The organism is Exiguobacterium sp. s34, from assembly GCF_018617435.1.
GTDB classification, from domain to species: domain Bacteria; phylum Bacillota; class Bacilli; order Exiguobacteriales; family Exiguobacteriaceae; genus Exiguobacterium; species Exiguobacterium aestuarii.
Window position 1 is genome coordinate 26,657 of the sequence record NZ_JACSKE010000008.1, and the last position, 20,059, is coordinate 46,715.

At 42.5% G+C, this 20,059-nt stretch carries 17 protein-coding genes; 1 reads left to right on the forward strand and 16 read right to left on the reverse strand.

The window, feature by feature from the left end; translation table 11 throughout:
• Positions 1-45: 45 nt before the first annotated feature.
• Positions 46-729 (reverse strand): hypothetical protein, encoded by a 684-nt coding sequence (locus KNO87_RS14385; RefSeq protein WP_214796532.1) that lies wholly within the window; start codon positions 727-729, stop codon positions 46-48.
• A gap of 748 nt (positions 730-1,477) precedes the next feature.
• Between KNO87_RS14385 and KNO87_RS14390 the strand changes: the two genes are divergently transcribed.
• Positions 1,478-1,864 (forward strand): helix-turn-helix domain-containing protein, encoded by a 387-nt coding sequence (locus KNO87_RS14390; RefSeq protein ID WP_214796534.1) that lies wholly within the window; start codon positions 1,478-1,480, stop codon positions 1,862-1,864.
• Between the two features lie 521 nt (positions 1,865-2,385).
• Here the strand turns inward: KNO87_RS14390 and KNO87_RS14395 are convergent.
• The 15 genes from KNO87_RS14395 to KNO87_RS14465 all read right to left on the reverse strand — a co-directional run bounded on the left by KNO87_RS14395 (position 2,386) and on the right by KNO87_RS14465 (position 20,044).
• The gene (locus tag KNO87_RS14395; protein ID WP_214796536.1) at positions 2,386-3,330 is read right to left on the reverse strand and encodes a toprim domain-containing protein; all 945 of its coding nucleotides are present in this window, start codon (positions 3,328-3,330) and stop codon (positions 2,386-2,388) included.
• A gap of 23 nt (positions 3,331-3,353) precedes the next feature.
• The gene (locus KNO87_RS14400; RefSeq protein ID WP_214796538.1) at positions 3,354-4,616 is read right to left on the reverse strand and encodes a DnaB-like helicase C-terminal domain-containing protein; all 1,263 of its coding nucleotides are present in this window, start codon (positions 4,614-4,616) and stop codon (positions 3,354-3,356) included.
• Positions 4,616-5,380, reverse strand: a complete 765-nt coding sequence (locus KNO87_RS14405) for an ATP-binding protein (protein ID WP_214796540.1) — start codon at positions 5,378-5,380, stop codon at positions 4,616-4,618. The genes KNO87_RS14400 and KNO87_RS14405 overlap by 1 nt, the downstream gene beginning before the upstream one ends.
• Before the next feature lie 9 nt (positions 5,381-5,389).
• Positions 5,390-6,205, reverse strand: coding sequence for a helix-turn-helix domain-containing protein (locus tag KNO87_RS14410; RefSeq protein ID WP_214796542.1), 816 nt, complete (start codon positions 6,203-6,205; stop codon positions 5,390-5,392).
• Positions 6,206-6,414: 209 nt separating this feature from the next.
• Positions 6,415-6,642 (reverse strand): hypothetical protein, encoded by a 228-nt coding sequence (locus KNO87_RS14415; RefSeq protein WP_214796544.1) that lies wholly within the window; start codon positions 6,640-6,642, stop codon positions 6,415-6,417.
• Between the two features lie 200 nt (positions 6,643-6,842).
• Positions 6,843-7,949, reverse strand: coding sequence for an N-acetylmuramoyl-L-alanine amidase (locus KNO87_RS14420; RefSeq protein ID WP_214796546.1), 1,107 nt, complete (start codon positions 7,947-7,949; stop codon positions 6,843-6,845).
• Between the two features lie 2 nt (positions 7,950-7,951).
• On the reverse strand, positions 7,952-8,212 hold the full coding sequence (locus tag KNO87_RS14425; RefSeq protein ID WP_214796548.1) for a BhlA/UviB family holin-like peptide: 261 nt from the start codon (positions 8,210-8,212) through the stop codon (positions 7,952-7,954).
• Between the two features lie 91 nt (positions 8,213-8,303).
• Positions 8,304-11,030, reverse strand: coding sequence for a hypothetical protein (locus tag KNO87_RS14430; protein WP_214796556.1), 2,727 nt, complete (start codon positions 11,028-11,030; stop codon positions 8,304-8,306).
• A gap of 54 nt (positions 11,031-11,084) precedes the next feature.
• A complete protein-coding gene (locus KNO87_RS14435; protein WP_214796558.1) occupies positions 11,085-15,131 on the reverse strand; it encodes a phage tail spike protein in 4,047 nt (1,348 codons plus the stop codon).
• Between the two features lie 109 nt (positions 15,132-15,240).
• Complete coding sequence (locus tag KNO87_RS14440) at positions 15,241-15,957, reverse strand: distal tail protein Dit (protein ID WP_214796566.1); 717 nt, start codon at positions 15,955-15,957, stop codon at positions 15,241-15,243.
• Between the two features lie 3 nt (positions 15,958-15,960).
• Entirely contained in the window at positions 15,961-18,543 is a 2,583-nt protein-coding gene (locus tag KNO87_RS14445; protein ID WP_214796568.1) for a phage tail tape measure protein, read from the reverse strand.
• 55 nt (positions 18,544-18,598) lie between these two features.
• Positions 18,599-18,883 (reverse strand): hypothetical protein, encoded by a 285-nt coding sequence (locus KNO87_RS14450; protein ID WP_214796570.1) that lies wholly within the window; start codon positions 18,881-18,883, stop codon positions 18,599-18,601.
• A gap of 56 nt (positions 18,884-18,939) precedes the next feature.
• Complete coding sequence (locus tag KNO87_RS14455; protein WP_214796572.1) at positions 18,940-19,236, reverse strand: GTA-gp10 family protein; 297 nt, start codon at positions 19,234-19,236, stop codon at positions 18,940-18,942.
• 34 nt (positions 19,237-19,270) lie between these two features.
• Entirely contained in the window at positions 19,271-19,678 is a 408-nt protein-coding gene (locus KNO87_RS14460) for a phage tail tube protein (protein ID WP_214796574.1), read from the reverse strand.
• A 3-nt stretch (positions 19,679-19,681) separates the two neighbouring features.
• Complete coding sequence (locus KNO87_RS14465; RefSeq protein WP_214796576.1) at positions 19,682-20,044, reverse strand: minor capsid protein; 363 nt, start codon at positions 20,042-20,044, stop codon at positions 19,682-19,684.
• Between the last annotated feature and the right edge of the window lie 15 nt (positions 20,045-20,059).

Consider the following 20,059-nt stretch of genomic DNA (forward strand, 5'->3'; position numbering starts at 1 on the left):
TACCAATCACGTCTTCCCCCTTTCCCTTTCATTTACAGTAGGGATTTAGGAATCGAATTGTGACTTGAAAACCTGAAATTCTTTGCGGATTCGACGTACTCGTTGACGGGTAGAGTTATCATAACTTTCACTTCCGAAAACTTGTACAATGTCGTCCGTGTCGAACACGTTAGGGTACATAAGCATTTTCAAAACAGTTACCTTCCGTGTTCCGTCGTTCGTAGCGGCTTCAAACGCTTCGAACAACTCCTTTACATATAGGTCTGATGAAACAAGGTCATCAATCCGACGTGCTTCCGGTGATGAAACAACATCTGCGAACGTTGCGTCATCTTCCGTAGGGTGCATTTCGTCAAGTGATGAAGCTTCTGATCTGCGGCTACGCATTTCAGCGTTCAAATACTTACGATAATCGGAAATCTTACCTTTTGCTTCAGAACTAACCAAAGCGTAGAAATCTCCTTTTGACGGGTCGAAGTCTGCGAAACTTTGTCCGGTCAAAACTTTATCAATAGCGTCATAGTAGAACCCGTAAAAGTCTTCAAGTACGCCATTGAAGTTACTGAATCGCTTGTAGTGGTATCTTGCCGCCCGTTCAATCCACGGCTTCATTTCTGCGATAAGATCCGTGTACATGAAGTTATAAACTTCTTTCTCCATAGGAACGTTAAGCAATACCCCGGCGATTTCATTAACTCTTTCTACGTTTTTGCTAGTGTGTGTTTTCATGTCAAATTCTCTCCCTTAATCCCGACTTACTTTCTGTTGGGAAAAGGGAAGCGACTTGTGACACAACATCGCAAAAAAGTTTATAAAGTTTTTAGAACACCTTATGTATGTGTATTATGGTAGGTCTGCGAAACTTACCGTAATACATATATACGTAATCAATAGGCAATAAAAAACCCCATGCGAAAACGCATAGGACGATTGCTTAATAGGAATTAATGTAAAATATATGACGAAAAAACGATAATTATACTTTTAATAATTATCATACCGTGATATATTGTTCCTATAAACGCCGTACTTACGTCTTTACCTTTGTGTACGTATTGCGGTGTGGATAAGGTAGGTATTAGTTCTTTTCCGGGTGGTGCTGGTTAAGATCCAAACTAATACCGTGAAAGGTGTCTAGGCGTGCGAACCTAGCCACTTTTTTTATTTGTCCTAAACTAATCAGATAGGTTAGAAAACTAGGAAAATAAAACCGGTCATGAAGGTGCGAAGCTTCTTTCCGACTATTTACAAAAGCTTTCTTATAACGTAACCTTTTTTGTGAGGTTGGCGGTTAGGTCGCTTCCTCGATTCCGTATGTACCCATGTTTATTACCATTTCCTTTTGGGAACACTTACTAATTTACCAAAATTCGAAAACGACTTCAACCCTAAGAGAAATATTTTTGAAATACTATTTTAAAGTTTACTTACATATCGGGTACGTTGTCACAATAATGACAAGGGGCATAATATTATAATGAATAATTTAGAGGATTTAGGAAATAGACTTAGAGGAATTAGGAAAAGTAGGAAACATACAATGAAAGAGTACGCAAAGTTGGTGGGCGTATCAGAAAATTACATAAGCGAAATTGAACGGGGCGTTGGTCATAGACCATCTGATAAAATACTTTCTGCAATTGCACACGTATACGGAATATCGGAAATAGATGTATTCGACGCCTTTAATTCAATACCGGTTGACTTAACAGATGAATTACGGAAGAATAAAGACTTGTTGAACACTTTATATCAAATTCAAAATAACGAAAAACTATCATCTAAAATGAAACAAGAGTTGTACCACGAAATCGTAGCCCTATATCGCAAGTTCATTGAAGACGTTGATAAGAAAGGCGATTGATACAAATATGAATGATGAAATTGTTTCGCACCTTGTAGGGTGGTTCGGAATAGAATCCTACTTCTATGTGAAGCGTATATCCATTTTCTTTTTAGGCATGTTCACTATGTATATCATAGGAATGTTTCGAGAAGCACGGCGACTTTACATCATAGAGAAAGACCCCGTAATGAAAGGTTTAGCCCTTCTTCCTTTCAAGAAAGGAAAACATAGACGTGTGTACGTCGCAAAGCCGGATTCTGTGTGGGAAGCGTTTCGCACGTTATTTTACTACAAGCTAGTTCATTATCGTATCTGCAAACCGCTTCCGATTTTGCGTGATAACGAAAATGTACCAAAGCTAGTAATAACATGGTTGGTTATTTTACTTCTTGTCGTTTTAATTGCTATTTACTTGATTGTGAACATAGTAGTTGATCTACCATACATTATAGAAACTCAACTATAAACAAAAAGACGATTGAAGAATCTATCTCCATTCGTCTTTTTATTATGAATTACATTATGTTAAACATTAGTAATTAAGTTAGTATCTTAAATTTAATAGCCCTGTGATTCTTACATACGTTACGAAGTTCATTAGGTTCTAAATCGTTCATATCCTTCTTGTTACGGGGCATATCAATTGTTCTACATTCCAACAATCCGTGAATCTCTTTAATGATTTGAAGACCACAACGCCACCCGGCTTTATCATTGTCGGTTGCGATAATCAACGTTTTAATTCCGCTTCCTAAAATAAGATCCCGTTGCTTCTCCGACATACCGGCACGTCCTAAAGCAATTGCCGGGAATCCATGTGACCACAAATATAAAGCGTCAATTTCTGATTCGACAATATACGCCTTTTCATGTCCTGCCCTTTTCACGATATGCAATCCGTATACGTGGTGCTTAATCTGTTGCCCTTCCCCGTACCAAAACATTTTATCTTTTACAGAACGGTACTTGACGTTGACAATGTTCCCCAACTTGTCGTGCCAACAAAACGCAACCGCCTTGTCTTTTGAATCATACCCGGTTTGAAATACTCGTTGTACATCTTCGCTTACGCCACGCCCCGTTAAATACTCACTTGTTGAAAATAAGTATTCAAGTTCTTCCTTTCGGAAAATCTTCTTCTCTTCTTCCCCCATTGTTAAATTCAAATCAAGTGTCAATGTATCTACGTCCACATTCAACGGCGAATACTTTTCTAACAAGTAATCAATTGTATCGGACGCCGGTTCTTCACGTAGGAATGAAAGTAGTGAAACGAAGTTCCCCTTTCGTAACTCTTCCGATTCCGCCCCCGAATCAATCCACAACCCGTTTTCTAAGTTGACTGCGAACGAAGGGTGTTTCTCATATCGGAACGGGGAACAAGCTTGAAACTTGTCTTCCCGAACTCGATGTTTCCCCCAAACGTCAAACGTTTCTAACTCGTCTAGGTAATCAATATCTAATTCAATCCCACGTAATTTCATAGCTTGCTTCCCTTCCTCACTGTTTAAAAGTTATCGGTTAGTGAAGGTTCTTTGATGTAACCCTCGTTAAAGTTGCAAAGAAGATCGAGAACGTTCCCTACGGACGGTTCACGGGCTTTCTCAATTGACAACTTACCTACGCCGTCTTTTTGGTCAAACGTTAGCCCTGTCGCACAATCCTGTACAATAGCGATTGTTTCCGAATAGTCCGTTAGTTTAGGCGGCTTGACCATACGCAAACCGTCGTCATCTTCTTCATTGTTTTCTTTCTCACTACTCGCATTAGTTTGATGAACAACAAGCCCGGCGACTTGGTAACGTCCGAACACTTGCCGCAAACGTCGTGAAGTCGTTGTCATGTTGTTTCGAAGGTTGTTCCCTTTGCCGTGTACCATCAAGTTAAATCCATCAATGATGACCATATGAACGTTCGGATTCATTTGTAAATCTGCTTCGATTACATCGACGCTTAACCCGTCCGGTAGATCTTCCATCGTCTTAATAATGTAAGGTGCTTCGTTCTCTTCGTTGAACGTGTCGAGATATTCAAGATATTCCGCTTCGTTCTCCAATTGACCACGGCGTAAATCTACGTTGTTGTAATGACCGTCAACGGTTTCGAATCGGTACGTTTGTTGTTTCTTAGACAATTCCGGCGAATAGTGAAGGACACCAAAGCCATTACGCCACGCCGTTTGCCCGAACTGTGTAGCAATCCATGATTTACCTCGGTTGGTAAATGCCATTAAAAGGATATAGTCACCGATTTCAAATCCGCCCCCTAACCATTTCGTCAACGATTCATAAGGCGTTGGAATGAATGAGAATGACCGTTGTTCCTTGTTCTCTTCGTACCATAGCTTACGTTCGACACCATTCACGGCAATATTGATTCCGGCGTTACTCATGACGTTTGCCACTTTGCGAATTGAATCAACTTCTTCATGTAGCCAATTGACGAAATCAAGTCCGTTCAATGATGAAAACTTTTCCCCGGCTTGCTTTTGTAGAAGTTCGAATGAACGGCGTTTCGATACTGCCGATTTAAGCGACTTACACAAGTACGGGAATGTGTCTGCAACTTCCGGTACATATTCGAATTGATCGAAATTTTCTACGACTGTTCGATAGTCCGGTGTTTCTCCATACTCACGAACATATTCACGAACGAAATCAAATACGGGCTTCTGCGTCGTGAAGTCGTCCGGCGTTACGTTGAACTGTTTCGTAATGTGTAGGTTCTTTTCATCGAGAATCTTTGAAATAAGCTTTGATTCTAAGTGCATTACAATACGCCGCCTTTCCGGTTATCCAATCCTTTAAGCAATACTTCTTCCGTCATACCTTCAATACGTGAAGCAATCTGATAGTTCATTACTTCACCCAACTGTTCTAAAGGCGTGTTCGACGTGAAGATAGTTGTTAGTTCTTCGTTGTATCGTTTGTCGATGATTTCGTATAAAAGATCTTGATACGCTTCCGTCGTTCCACGTAACGCAATATCATCAATGACAAGCAATTCAACGGACAACATTAGCTTTTTATACTTCAAGAATTTAGAAGCGGCTTTCTGTTTGCTTTCGTCCGTTCCCCGGAACTGTTCGTTGAACGTGTTCTGAAACTCACTTGCTTTTACAAACAACGCCGGATTCTCGACAATCGGATATTCGCCCTTCGAATGTTCAATTACACGTTGAATGACATATTCATTAATAATTGCCGTTGCAACCGTCGTCTTCCCTGTTCCTGTTCCTTTGCGGTTCTCTTTGTTCGGAATCGAATACAGATACAATCCAATGCCACGCCGCACAAGTTCGGTCACACGTTCGATATAACGGGAAACAAACTTATATGACGCCGGATTCTGTTCCGCAATCGGTAGGTTCTTCAAGAATGACTTCTGATAACGTTTAGGTACTTGTGTTGATTTCCAAATACCGCCGTCACCGTTCATACCGTGCATGATGACGTAAGGGTAACAAGTGTAGTCACAACCCCCACGTTCGCCGCACCGCTTACAATATGGTTCTAGTACGTTGATTTTCTCCATTGTTCACCCTCACATTCTGTCTAGTTTAGAAAGCTTGTCTTCAACTGCCGCTTCCATTTCTTCTGCTTTTGAATCATATTCTTCAAATGTCTTATCTTGTTCACGACGTTCTTCAATGACTGCCGCCGCCTGTTCTGCAATGAAGGACACCACCGCACCAATTGTTGGGCGTGGGAACTTCACCGATTTCCAACGTTCGTCGTATTCCGTGATTGCAATGTCGATGATTTCTTCGACTGTTTCCGGTTCGTATCGGTCAAGAAGCTTTTTAGCGAGTGACATATCACGCCCCCACGACGGGTTATAGTTCGCCCCGTAGTGATCCCGGTACTTGTCCGTGAATAATGCGACAACGTTCTTTGCCGTGAACTTTTTCTTTACAGGTGCTTCCGGCTTCTCTTCTTCGTCCTCATTTTGGTTCTGAATCGTTTCTACCGTTCCATTAAAAATAGATAGTTGCGAGATAGGGTGAATCTTGTACATAGACGACACACGCCCACGCCCCTTATTTACAACCTCACGAGTAATGACCGGCTTCCCGTCCACCTCAAATTCAAGAAGTTGATTCACGTATTTGTTTACGCTATTCGCATGAACGCCCATACGCTTTGCTAGTTGTTGTTGCGTCGGGTAACATTCGCCGTTCTCGTCCATGTAAGAAGCGATTGCCATAAGTGTTGCGAAATTGTGGATCTTCATTCGTGCTACTAATCCACTTGTGAACATTGATGTATACACACGTAGATAAACGTTACTTTCAACTTCTCCGGTGAAGAAGTTCATTTCTTTGTCGTGCGATACTGAAAACAAATGTTGATTATTCATTGTTCATCGTCCTTTCATTGCTTCGTACTTACTGTTGGGAAATGGTTAGTATTTTGTGACACAAGAAATGTGATTGATTAAAGAAGCCGTAGAATCGCTTCTAAGCGTCGAGAAGGGTTGAGTGTTACGAAGGTATTAGAAACAAAAAGAAAGCCCCTCACACGTCAACACACGACGCACAAGGGGCATTATCTTTAAAAACTATTCAATTATCGTTTCGTCACGACTTTAGTTAAGTCAAATGTACCGTTTGCGGTAAGCCCTAAAGCAATACCGTAGATGATACGTTCTGTAATTTCGAAGTCTGTAAGAACAACCGCACCTAGTACCGTACCTAATACGATTGAGATTACCGGAAGCAAGTTCACTTTTACAAATGGTTTAATCGTCTGATTAATACCAACAATCAATGCTACCAATACACCTAATTCCATCATGTTTTATCCCTCATTCCTAACCGCCTAGCGGCTATATATTATATATAATCTTTTTATATTTGTATTTTTAAAAAGAATAGTCTTTTTAGGGGGAAGGACGCCTTCACCTAATTAGGAGAAGACACCCTGCACCTATATAGGGGAAGCACCCCTTCACCTATCAACAATAATAGAGGAAGGACGCCTTCACCTATTATTTCTTAAACACGCTTACCATATTTAGCATTGATATAAGCCCGTTTTCCGTCATGAATGACTTCGAACCAACCCGTAACCGAACCCGAAATAGGAAGCTTCTCACCCTTCTTCGCCGTTCCTAAAATCTTGCCACGGCTAGACGGTGAAGCAACAATGTAGCAAGCGTTTCGGACGTTGACTACTTGGACGTAACCGGCAACCGTGATTCCGTTAATCGTCTTATTGCGTGGTTTAGAAACAACTGCCGTCGTACCTTTTGAGTTGACCAATCGAACAAGATCTTCCCGTGCCGTAATGTAGTAAGTCGCACCCTTAGAGTTACGCACCTCGTACATATACGAACCATCAATCTTAAATTTGTCTACCACTGTCGGGAAGCCCAACCCTTTAGAAACTGTTCCGATACGGTTAGCCGTGTCGAAGCCCGGTTTCGAATAGAAGTTGACTTCACCGTTATAGATGACTTCAAGACGAAGACCACTATACGAATCGTTTACACGGTCACTAGTTGCACCGGCTACGTTAGGTGAAGGAACTTTGACCGTATCTTTGATGACCGGTTTAGATCCTAAACGATAATCACGAACCGCCGTTGTGAACGTTGTGAAGCCGCCCGAACGTGAAAGAATCTTATGCGGACAATACTTGCCGCTATACGCTTGGTGCGGTTTGATTTGTGAAATATTGAAGTTGAACATATCCATCAAGAAAGCAACAAGCTTAACGGCGTTAAGTTCTGCCTTCTCATAGTCCATATCCGAGTTTTCACAAATTTCAATACCAATTGCGGTACGGTTGCCGGAAAAGATTCCTGCCCCATCGCCTGTATGCCATGCTGATTCGTTAAGCGGTAAGTTCTGATAAATGCCTTTAGCGTCTACGACAAAGTGATATGAAGCCCAACGTGCCGCCGAACCTAACTTCGACTGATTGTGAAGAAGGCGGTTGTGTGCTTCTGCGTCCGCACCTTTACCACTGTTACCCGTGTTGTGAACCGCTACTGACGTAGGATTCATAGGATAAGCAGGACGAACGGCAATGTTCCCTTTAGGAACGATGTTGACCGTTACAGGTACACCATCAATAGATTTCACTTTTAAAACTGACATCTTTATTTCTCTCCTTTTTGTCGGTGTTCCTTCAACTCGCCCTTAATGTCTTCAACGTCGTTAGACAATCGTTCATACTGTTTGACCAACTTTGCGAACTCGTCACGCATACCGTCTAAAAAGCTATAAAGCTTCTCTTCTCGATACTCGTTCGTCACTTGTTGCCGTTCCGTATGTTTGAGTTGTCGAATGAGTAAATAGACAAAAAGAACTGCGAAGATACTTTCCTTACTTAGTAATGATTCGAAAACCATTTGTTCCATGATTTAACCCCGTTTCTAGGGTGTGTCTGTTGGGGATTAGACAAAACAAAAAGGAAAGGCGTTTGCCCTTCCTTGTTGTATAGTCCTTCTGTCATACGTCCGTACTAGCGGATTCGAGTTTTTCAAGACGTTGTAACATATCTGAAATCAACGCTTTCTGCTTGTTGTTCTCCATATTCAACGCTAGAATCATTTCTTCTTGACTTGAAACCTTATTTTCAAGTTCTACAATCCGGGCGTCTTTTTCTTGGTGTGCCAACCATGATAAAGCGGTCATCGAATAAACGTCTACACCGTCTTCATCACGAATGATTGAATCGGACATTTCTGTAATGACACCCATTTTCGGTTTATCGAAGATCCCACCATCAATGTTTGATTGAAGATGATACTTCCATACCTGCGTATTATTAATTAAGTCCGTCGCTTTGAAACTTAATTCGTCTGCTTTTTCAAGATTCGTCTTGTAGTTGATAGAAGAACCGGTTGGGAACGAAGCGGCACGAATCGGGCGGTAAGTTGATGTAGTACCGATTTCAGTTACACGCCATTCCCTTGCCGAACCGGATTGTAGATAACCATATGAACCGGTAGAAGGGGTTCGCAAGTTACTAGTCAACAAAGTGTCTACGTAGAGGTTTGCCGCATTACTGCCGGAATCTCCACTGTTTCGACTGACTACGGTTAATTGTCGTTGGTCTGCCCGATACCACAATTCCGCTTGACCATTTCCATAACCACTGTTGAATGATTGTACTTCCATGTAGCCGTTCGTATGCTTCAAACGTCCTTGCATAGCACCGGCAGAATAGATTTCATTTACATCAAGTCTTCCGTTGATATTCCCGGCAGAACCACGAACCGTTCCTTCCGCAATCACATCTTTAGCCGCTACTAAATCACCCGTTGTTCTAACGTTTAAATCATTTCCGTTATAGTCTTTATCCCGTGCCGTTAATCTCCACGTATTCGTGTTCCCATCGTAGAAACTTTGCATGAACCCTGTTCCATAAGTTGCGTCATACGTACCAACTTCAAAATAACCACTTTCTACTACAACACCGCCGGCAACTTCAAAGCTTCGTGTGTTCGCTTGTCGTGGGAACTGATTAATAGACACAACGCCTTTTTCAGATTCAATGAAGAAGATCGGTTGCCCCTTACTGATGATTGCAGAAGCGGTCACGTTTCCAAACTTGTCTACAACTTCTACTTCCAATTCCCATGCTTTTGTATTATCAAATTCAAGTGCGAATTTATTTGAAGCAAACGCCGTTCCATTTGTTGAAACAGTAAGCCCGGTTGATGTTGACCATGTACCACCTTTAGCACGGTATTTGTATGAAATAGATTGAATTAAGTTCTTCTTAACCCCACCAATTTCAAGTGGTGAATACGTTCCAATTACTTCACTTCGTGTCGTTGTTTCGAACTTGTTGTCACGTTTTGCAATTAGGGTTACTTCCGGGGCTTGGTATGGAAGCATTTGAACCGTCTTCATTACCGTTGCGGTGTTCCCCCGTGAATCAACTGCCCGAACGGTTAAAGTCTGATTCGTAGAAGCGTCAATCTTCCCGAACGTGTGCGAACCCGTCGAAGTCAATTCCTTAGATTGTCCGGCAATTGAAATTACATATGAACGAATAGAAGCACCGTTCTTAGCCGTTGCCGCCGCACTTAACGTAGCCCGGAAATCAGATTGATTCTGCACAATGTACTGATTATTCCCCGTTAGTGCCGTAGTTGTTGAGTTAATATCTTGAAAACTAACTGCCGAATCAGAAAGAACCGGATCTGAATTTCGCACATTAAACGTAATTGACGTAGCGGTAGTTCCCCGAACTTTTACGCCGTTGTAATACGTCGTCACAATGACGTTCCCGGTTTTACGATTATCGTTAGGCATTTGTGCGTACAAGCTATTTTGTTCTGCCGTCGTAGGCGTCCAATTAAACGAAGTTGTAACACCTGTAATTGTTTTGGTGTAGTTACCTAAAGTGATTTCAACGGTATGTGTGAAGGAACTCATTGAACGATTGATACCGCCGGTTACACCCATATCTACAAACACGTTATTATCAAAACCGGAAGCAACGGTAGATTGTGAAGGTGCGTCCGCATACCCCGTTTTAACAGATTCCCCTAATTTTGTTGAACCGCTAAACGTTTCCAATGTTACCCGTGAAACTGTCCGGCTACGTTGTGCCAACGCTAAGAAAATGTCGGTAATGTCTGCAACGCTGAAATTCATACTTTCCGATGTTCCAAATGTTCCGGTTTGTTTAATTAGTCGCCACGATCCGTTACTATTCTGTACTTCTAGTTTCGCTTTGTGTGTGAATGACGACGAAGCACGGGCTACACCAATTGCTAACGTATTACCGGCTACGAAGCTAACTGACGTTGAAATAGTAGACGCCCGTGGAATTGTATTTAGTGTGTATGTTTTAGCCGATAGATTAATACGACCAACCCATTGACCGTTTAGCGTAACTTCTGCGTCAAACCAACCGTCTAGCGATACAGACGCCGTTCCGTCTGCGTTGTGGTAAATCCGTTTCGTTTGTGTGTGTATCAACTTCTTCTGATTACCACTTAGACCGGCGGAAGCAGAAGATGTTGTCGAACTACCACTAATCGTTGTGGAAGCGGTCTTAGTTGCTGACGAATATACAACCGCACTTGACGATAAAGACATCCAATATAGTTTTGTTGTTACGTCTGAATAGTTCCCACTAATACTTTGTGTTGCTGACCACTCTAAAGACAAACGGAAGTTAGACGCAACGTTTGTGTAAAAATAACCACTTAAAGCCATTTGTTTTCCCCCTATAAATAAAAATCCCCCACGGAAAACCGTAGGGGATAGTTTTTATGATTCATCTGAAATGAACGCCCAACCCTTATAAAGAGTTGATGAAACCGGAACAACTTTGATAGGTGACATAGAAATTTCTTCTTCTGCCTTTACCTTACTCATTTCGGTTACGTCCTTGTTTAAGGTGAAGACTTTCTTCATTTCACCTTCGACTTCCGCCCACCCTGCGAACTCTTCCGGGGTAATTGCGGTGTAGCCGTTATACTTGTTTGATACAACTCGAATACCGTTCAAATCCATAAGAACATTCGTGTTATAAACTTCACCGGCGGAATGTTGCCATTGAAGCGGCACGTTTCCGACGTTAAGCATTAATCCGGTGATCGTTAAATCACTAGCAACACTTCCGTAAAGTTCAACATTCATGTTCGAAGAGTTAGGTTCGACAATGATTTGAAAACGTTCATAGTCGTAACTTGTTCCGGCGTTGATGTTGACAACCTCTTCTACACCGTCGTAAGTCAATTTCACATAACCTTCGCCCGGTGCGTCTTTCTTCACAACGAATGAAAGTGTATGGTACTGCGGTGAATTTCGAACGTCTTGTGAAAGCTTTGCACCGTTCAATACAAAAGCAGAACCGGAAGCTTTCTCTTCTAATTCAACATTCTGAACGGTGTCTATACTACCGGTAATCACACCGTATGCGTCTTTATCTAAAAGAAGATCCCAAAAATCAGTACCGGCAAAACCAACACTGTTCTTGATGATGTTTACACCACCACTTGAAGAGAACTTAAAGTCAAGTTCATTCGCCGTCTGTTCAACTTCTGATTTCGTTGCGAACGGCGTTAGGTCAATAGAATTTACCTTGTCATTTACAATGACTTCGAAATCTTGCTTCGCCTGTTCCAATGCGTCACCCGTGGCGTAGTTCTGTAAATCGGAAGCGGACGCCTTTTCGTTCAAATCGTTAGAGTATTCAACGGATTCACGAACCGTTTGTACGATTGAGTTTTCCGTAGTTCGAATGTCGATTTCATTTACAACTTCATCAAGATATTGAATTTCGGTTACGTCTTCGAAGTTAATGTAATCAACTTGTGCCGTACCATTACCGCCGTCATAGTTCACAATGAACATAGGACGAACGTACTTAGTGCCGGGGCGGAATTGATTATGCCCGTCACCTTCCGTTGTAATCAAACCTTCAAACACTTGCCAACCATCTTCTACGGTAATTGTTGCACCAATAGCCGCTAAATAGCGGTGTGAACCACTTCCGCCCGTCAAGTTGACTAAGTTTTCATCTAACGTCGCTACCCCGGCATATACTTTTGAAGTTCCTGCCGTTGTCGGGTTTACAGTTTGACGAACCCGGAAAGTCATCTTATACACACGGTTTACGTTCACGGGGATAGGGTTACGAGAAAATACCCAATTAGCATTTTTAATTTCTAATACATTACCGCCGTCGATTGAATCGGTTGATTTAACAACGTTTGCGGAAACTAGTTCGGGTAAATCGTACCCGGAATAACTAGCTGACCAAAACTTAGTACCTTGTGAGAACGAAGGGTCATACATCGAAGTCATAACCGGTTTCGTATACTCGTTTGTATATGCGTTAGCGTTATCTTCTGCCGCTTGTGCCTGTTGTCGGGCATATGCTTCAAGACGGGATTCCGCCGCCGCAATATCCGCCGGATCTGCTTTCTTATCAATGAGTGATTGAAGTTCCGCTTCTGCCGCCGCAATATCTTCCGGTGTTGCTTTTTGGTCAATCAATGTTTGTAGATTCTGTGTAGCGGCGTCAATATCCGCCTGTGTCGCCTTAGCGTCAATCAACAATTGAAGGTCATTTTTAGCGGTTTGAATATCCGCCGGGTCTGCCTTAGCGTCGATAAGCGTTTTAAGCGTGTTCTCTGCCGCCGTAATGTCTGCCGGGGTTGCCTTACCATCTACAACAATAGCAAGGTCATTTAACGCTTGATTTGACGCCTTAGAATCAATCGCCGTTTGAAGACGTTGTTCTGCCGCTTGAATGTCTGCCGGATCTGCTTTACTGTTGATTAGCGTTTGTAAATGTTGTTCTGCCGCTTCAATGTCGGAAGGGTCTGCCTTAGCGTCAATCAACGTTTGCAAGTTTTGGGAAGCGGCGTCAATGTCTGCTTGTGTTGCTTTAGCGTCAATTAATAGTTGTAAATCTGACTTAGCCGTTTCAATATCTGCCGGATCTGCTTTTGCGTCAATCAAACTTTGAAGATTCTGTTCCGCCGCTTGAATATCGGAAGGTGTCGCCTTGCCGTCTACCACTACGGACAAATCATTCAACGCCTGTACGGAAGCTTTTGTAGAAGGGTCATATCCCGGTGAATACGTAGTAGTCGAACCGATTTCAATAAACTGTGCCTTCAACTTTCCTGCCGTAATCTTGTCTGCTGACAAATCTTTAATCTTAGCGTTCGTAATCGAAGCGTCTGCAATCTTAGTTGAATCTACTGCCAAATCCGCAATCTTAGCTTTCGTAATGGAAAGATCTTCGAAGTCCGGCGTACTGATACGATTTGTAGAAGCACTTACCGTAGCGGAATAGTTACCGGCGTTACCATGTGTGTTGATTGCACGTACTTTGAAATACCATGTTTCGTTTACGTCCGCCGCATGAACGTAGCCACCCGTTTTCCCACGGAACAATAGATTCGATTCGTCTAGTGTGAAGTTAGCGATTTGAGAACCGTATACTTCATAAGCCGCAATGTAAGACGAAGGTTCGAAATCCCATTCAACCGCAATGTTTTTAAACAATCCGATTGCCGTTACATTCGTAGGTACTGCCGGGATTGTGTCTTCAAAACTTGTGTCGCCTACAACGATGTTAGAACCGTCGATTGATTCGACTTTATCCCACACACCTTTACGGTCTGTGAACTCTGATTTAAGTTCTTCAAGTTCCGTAGAAATGTCCGTGAACAAAGGAATGTAGTTCCCTAAAACAATCGTTACTTGTTCCGGGTTTGACAATGAACGCCGCAATTCAATAACCCGTGCTTCAATTCGAAGTTCCGGTTTGAATCCACGGTCAATGATGAAGACCGTATCACCTAGCCGCACTTTCTCATGTGACAGACCGATAATTTCTAAGTCCTGCCCCTCGACTTCGTAAGTTACTTTTGGTGTCGATACATCAAGAAGTGCTTCGTAAGTCTTTTGTAGGATTTCATATGGATCTGTTGAATCTACATCGAATACGCCGAAACGGTGACGTGTGCCGCCTTCTCGTCCGAATAGTGACAATGCTTCAAGATTCTCAACGTATTCTTGTCCGAATGGTTTGTCTACCGGATTCCCGTTCGCTACCGTCCATTCTGCGGATTCGATTGTTACTTTACGTGTATATCCGTTATCTTCCGTTTCTTCACCCTTACCACGTCCATACAACGCCGTCTTGATTCCCGAAAAGTCTGTCGTTCGTTTGATAGAAACAATGTCCTTCGTGTACTCGAAACGTTTCCCCGTGTCTGCCCCACGTCGTGTAAGTAAGTCAACGTAGCGGCTTTCAATCTTCGTTTCATCTGCGTTCAATGACGCACGGAAACGTAATTCGCCGCCGAACTCTTTCACAATGTCCTGCAAGTTCTTTAATCCGTTTGAGTAGTAGAAGTTCACCGTTCCTGTTCCTAACGAATCAACTTGCCCCGGATTCCATCGAGAAGTAGACAATGCTTTAGTTACCGCTTCCGTCGCTTCCCCGTTACGTACTCGTAAATCTGTTACCACGTCGTCGAGAAGTTCATAATATGCGTGTTCCGCATATACACGGATCATTGCAATATCGTTAGACCGTTCTTCCTCTACCTTGTAAATCTGAAATTCTTGTAAGTAACCGTCCTTGTCTACAAACAACACCCGGTTATTCTTAACAAGATATTTTGAATCTTCGTGTTCAAGCGGAACGGAAAATTCGAATGAATAGTCTTTATTCAATTGTTCGATATATTCATCATCGCCGTAAGGCAATTGTTGGTTATCCTGCAAAGAAAGAATTGCTAAACGTTCTTCCGTCTGCCCGTCAAATACATACAGGTTCGTGTTTTTCACTAACCCTACCCCCTCATAAGTTTCTAAGTTATAGGCGAACTAACGCCTTTCTATACAAGAAAAAAGCACCCTACCGGTTAAAGTAGAGTGCTTGAAAATCATTATTCAATTAAAGCCATTTACTATGATGTGAAACAGTTGCCTGTCCGCCCGTAACCGTCAACGTATTCGATCCCGGTTTGAGTGGGAAGAAGTCGGAAGTAAGAGTTGTAATCGGAACAACCGAACCATTCACCGTTACTTTCCCTAACTCACAATCAATAATGACTTCATCACCGATAACGAAGTTATCGACAACTTTTACCTTAGATTCTCCATTACTAACCTCTAATGAAGATACATTAGTATTTACATTAAAAGTGTAAATAGGATATGTCTTATAAGTTCCTAATACTTGAATGTTATTAGAACCCACCTTCAACAATGAATCATGCGGCGAAATAGATGTACCAAGCCCGGAAGGAATGTTGAATGTTACTTCAAACTCTTCATAATGATGTTCGCCCGACAACTGCCCGGCGTCTACAACACGAACCATGTATTCAATGTCCGGTTCATAGTCCATGACAAGCGGAACAAGATCTTCATTGAATAACCAACCGCTTATTTCACGTACCATACTTTTACCTTCTGTTAGTGACGGGTAATGAATCCCGAATTGAACTGTAATTTCCTTTGCTTCGAGTGTATACCCGAAATCTCGTAAACCGTCCATTCCATTTGTTTTAAATGCCTTTTGGTTGACCGGGGGAAGAACCCGTTCGATTACTTCCCTCACAATCAAGCCATTAAAACTATCGGAACGAACGCCATTAAGCGTAATCACTTATTAGCCACGTCCTTTCCCTCGATTTCCACGACGTTGTAAGTCGTAAAGTTCTTGTGCGATACGTTTAACGTCCGCTTCCTCTCTCACTACTAGTTGGGAAACCTCGATATGGTTTGTGACGCCACCTTCTCCGCTTCCGTCATCAACCTTCGCAAGATGACTTGCTACTGCGTTACTGAACGGCTTCATGTAACGTTTATGTTGAATCGGAAGAACGGCTTCCGCACCGGCTTCCCCGACGCCTTGACCGCCGCCCAAGATAGAAGCACCGTTAAAGATACCACCCTTAGCGTTCCACTGTACGCCGATTTTCGGGAACGGGATTGATACACCGGCAACCTTCTTCGAACCTTCCGAAACGGTGATTTTCGGAATCTTAGGTTTCGGAATCGTAATCTTCATTCGTGAGAAAGCACCTTTAATTTTCTCTACGATTCCAACTACAGTGTCCTTTGCGTCTTCAATCGGATCTGTGATTGCCTTCTTAGCAGAATTGAATTTATCCCGAAGTGTTGAATAAATTTTTCCTGCCGTAGAAGTCACCTTAGACCACAACGTAGTGAAGGCGGAAGTTGCCAAATCTCGTGCCGAATTGAAGGCGTTTTGCGTTGCCGTCTTCACGGCGTCAAATTTTGACTTAACCCATGTATACACTTTGCTTACGATTGAAGAAATCTTGTTATACACGGAAGTCCAAATTGAAGACACCACGGAAGATACCGCATTGAAGATTGAAGATGTTTTATCTTTAATCGAAGTCCATGTTTTAGTAATTACATTACTAATTGCATTAGTAATAGGTGTGATAATCTTATCAGTAATGAAGTTCCATGCAACCTGCATAAGTGCCTTAATCATACGCATAGTAATGTCTAAGAACTTTTTAATTTCTTCCCAATTCTTAATGAAGAATAATACTAGTTTTCCTAGTGGGAAGAAGCTGATAAGTTTAGAACCCCATTTGACAAGGAAATCTTTCACCGCATTAAATGCTTTTGTCGTAGCGTTAGAAATCGAAGTCCACGAATCAGAAAAGAACTTAGCGACCGACGATAGAACAGAAGATGTTGTATCGGAAATCGTAGTCCACGCATTAGAAAAGAACGTGGTCAATGATTCAAGCGTCGTAGAAAACCATTCTGAAATTGCCCCCCAAATTTTAATTGCATACGCCTTGATAGTATCCCAATTTTTCCAAACAAGGACGCCTACCGCAATAAGTGCCGTAAGCCCGGCGATAATCAATCCTGCCGGTGACATAATAAGCGGAAGTACCTTTGTAAGTGACATAGCCGTTTTAAGTTTCGAGAAGATCCCGATAACCTTTCCGACTGTTCCGATTACTACACCAAATTGAGTGATTGCGAATCCAAGACCCGAAACCATCGTAGCGAGTACAACCAATAATGGACCGATTGCCGCCGCTAAAAGACCGATAACCGTAATTACTTTCTTCGTGGAATCATCAAGACCCCCGAACCACTGAACCACGGCGATTGCTTTTTCAACAATCTTCGTGAGTGACGGAAGAAGTAAGTCGTAAATGTCGTAAGCTACACCGGACATAACCGAAGTAAGTTGTTTAAACTTACCTTGCAAGTTGTCGCCCATTGTAGTTGCCATTTCCTTTGCCTTACCGTCTGCCTGTTCTAACGCCGTTGTGTTCTCGCCTAAAGCGTCCGAACCTTTATCCAACAATACAGACCATGACTTATAAGCTTCTGCCCCGAAGATCGTAGACAATGTAGCGGCTTTCTGTTTATCCGTCATTCCGTCTAATCCGGTTTCAAGAACACTCATAACTTCCGGTAAAGATTTCATCTTCCCTTCTGCGTCGAAGAACTCTAAACCTAAATCATTCATCAAGTCTGCCGCCTGTTTCGACGGTGCGGCAAGTCGTGTAAGGGAAGTACCAAACGCCGCCCCTGCCTGTTCACCTTGAATACCGGCGTCGGACAATGCCATAACTGCCGCCGTTGATTCTTCAAGACCCCAACCCAAAGATTTAGCGGTTGGTGCTAAGTATTTCATTGCTTCGCCTAATTGCGTTACGTCCGTGTTTGCGTTTGATGAAGCATATGCCAATACATCTGCCGCATGACCGGATTTATCCGCACTAAGACCGAATCCCGTAAGAATGTTCGAAGCAATATCCGCCGTTCGTGCCAAGTCCAAATTACCGGCGGCGGCAAGGTCAAGCATACCGGGCATTGCTTTCATGATTTGTTGTGTGTCGAATCCTGCCATACCTAAATATGCCATTCCGTCTGCCGCTTCTTGACCACTGAATTTAGTTGTTGAACCTAAATCTTTAGCCATGTTTTTTAATGCTTCCATATCCTTTGCACTTGACCCGGTTACGGCTTGCACATTTGAAAGCGACGCTTCGAAATCAGAACCAAGCTTTACAATAGCACCCCCGGCAATACCGACGGGAACAGTAACCGCCCGTGTAAGCCCTTGTCCTGCGGAACTCATTTTGTCGCTGATCTTCTGCGTTGACTTGCCTACTTGTTTCATCTGACTTTCGAAGTTAGACATATCAAGTGATAGCTTGACCATTAATTCTGATAAAGTTGCCATTTGTTCACCCCTTTTTAGATACAAAAAAAGACCGGTAAAGCCGAAGCCCTACCGGTTACTTTTTGAATTGCGATTGAAGTTCCGCTAACGTCCTGTTTTTTAGGTCACGTTCGACCGGTTTAAATACGCTTTCGGAATCTTCCGCTTCTCCAACCGAAGAATATAAGTCTTTCGGTTTAATATTCTTTTTGTAGTTCCCCGTACTATTCATCAAGTGGGAAGTTTGCCACGCTAAGAACTTCATATGTTCGTCGCCTTCTTCGTCTTTACGTTGATAGTAGGCGGCAACCATATCAAAAAGTTCAACAATCGTAAGTTTGAAAAACTGTTCCGGTAACAAAGAAAGCAACCCATAACCGTAAAATTTAAAATCCTTCCAAGTTATCGGTTGCCCTTTTAGTTTTTTGCCGGAACACCGCCGAACGCTTCACCGATTGCTTTTTGAACCTCTTCCATATTGTCAATTGTGATATGCTTACCTACTTCTTTTTCAGTTAAGCTTTCATCTTCGTGAAGCAATCCTGCCCACAAAATAGAACGGACATTTTTAATCTTCATTTCGATCTTTCCAAGTTCTGAAAGTGGAACGCCTAAAGCGTCTTCAAGTTCTGCAAGTGCGTTTAAGTCGTAACGTAGTGTACGTTCAACTTCGCCCAACATTAATTTTCCTTCTCCACGTTGTTTGTTAGCCATGTATTAATTCCCCCAAATGTTTAAATAGTTTAGTTTATACTACCGGTGTGCGATTCAAAGCACCGCTACCCGACAATGAAAGTGAGAAGCTTACTGCGTCATCTTGTGGGAACTCCGAAGGGAAGTCCGTAAGAAGTGCTTTACCTTCATATGTCTTGCCGTTGTAAGCAATGTCTACGTCAATGTGTTTGCCTTCTTCCCACGCCGTTTCAAGTGACGCATAAGCGGCGTCATCAAGAACTAAGAATCCGTCGCAATCAACTGACCACGATTTATTACCGGCTAGGTTTTCAGTCCAACCGCCCGAATCTTTAGAAGTTACGTCGATTTCGTTAGTAGAACGGTTAAGCGTTGCACCTGTTTGACCACCGAGAACTTCTTTAGTTGTTCCGCCGTCTGCTGAAATAGACAATAAGACGGAAACACCCGAAATTTTTTCCATGATTTATACCCCCACTGTAAATTGATAATTGACACTAAAAATGTGTCTTCCGTTTTCGTCTTCGCCTAAATACAAAGGCAAAATGTCGTTCGTTTTCACAATGATTACTTGTGTCGAACCCAAATAAAAACCCGTGTCCTCTAAGAAGGCACGGATCTTCATTGCTTGTTGTTCTGCCTTTCCGACTTCTACCGAACGTGTTTGAACTTGAATGTTCATTTTCCCCACGCCACCTACCGTTGGTGTACCGCCCGTATATGCGATGTGAGAACAGTCGTCAACTGCTGACGCCGGAAAGTTGTTCGGATAGAAAATACCGGAAACGCCTTGTTTTAAATAGCGTGTTAATTCTATGATACTAAGCATACTAAGCCCCCTATC

Coding starts and splice junctions, on each gene's coding strand:
- KNO87_RS14385 (WP_214796532.1), bottom strand. CDS start 729: ATGAAAACACACACTAGCAAAAACGTAGAAAGAGTTAATGAAATCGCC.
- KNO87_RS14390 (WP_214796534.1), top strand. CDS start 1,478: ATGAATAATTTAGAGGATTTAGGAAATAGACTTAGAGGAATTAGGAAA.
- KNO87_RS14395 (WP_214796536.1), bottom strand. CDS start 3,330: ATGAAATTACGTGGGATTGAATTAGATATTGATTACCTAGACGAGTTA.
- KNO87_RS14400 (WP_214796538.1), bottom strand. CDS start 4,616: ATGCACTTAGAATCAAAGCTTATTTCAAAGATTCTCGATGAAAAGAAC.
- KNO87_RS14405 (WP_214796540.1), bottom strand. CDS start 5,380: ATGGAGAAAATCAACGTACTAGAACCATATTGTAAGCGGTGCGGCGAA.
- KNO87_RS14410 (WP_214796542.1), bottom strand. CDS start 6,205: ATGAATAATCAACATTTGTTTTCAGTATCGCACGACAAAGAAATGAAC.
- KNO87_RS14415 (WP_214796544.1), bottom strand. CDS start 6,642: ATGATGGAATTAGGTGTATTGGTAGCATTGATTGTTGGTATTAATCAG.
- KNO87_RS14420 (WP_214796546.1), bottom strand. CDS start 7,949: ATGTCAGTTTTAAAAGTGAAATCTATTGATGGTGTACCTGTAACGGTC.
- KNO87_RS14425 (WP_214796548.1), bottom strand. CDS start 8,212: ATGGAACAAATGGTTTTCGAATCATTACTAAGTAAGGAAAGTATCTTC.
- KNO87_RS14430 (WP_214796556.1), bottom strand. CDS start 11,030: ATGGCTTTAAGTGGTTATTTTTACACAAACGTTGCGTCTAACTTCCGT.
- KNO87_RS14445 (WP_214796568.1), bottom strand. CDS start 18,543: ATGGCAACTTTATCAGAATTAATGGTCAAGCTATCACTTGATATGTCT.
- KNO87_RS14455 (WP_214796572.1), bottom strand. CDS start 19,236: ATGGCTAACAAACAACGTGGAGAAGGAAAATTAATGTTGGGCGAAGTT.
- KNO87_RS14460 (WP_214796574.1), bottom strand. CDS start 19,678: ATGGAAAAAATTTCGGGTGTTTCCGTCTTATTGTCTATTTCAGCAGAC.
- KNO87_RS14465 (WP_214796576.1), bottom strand. CDS start 20,044: ATGCTTAGTATCATAGAATTAACACGCTATTTAAAACAAGGCGTTTCC.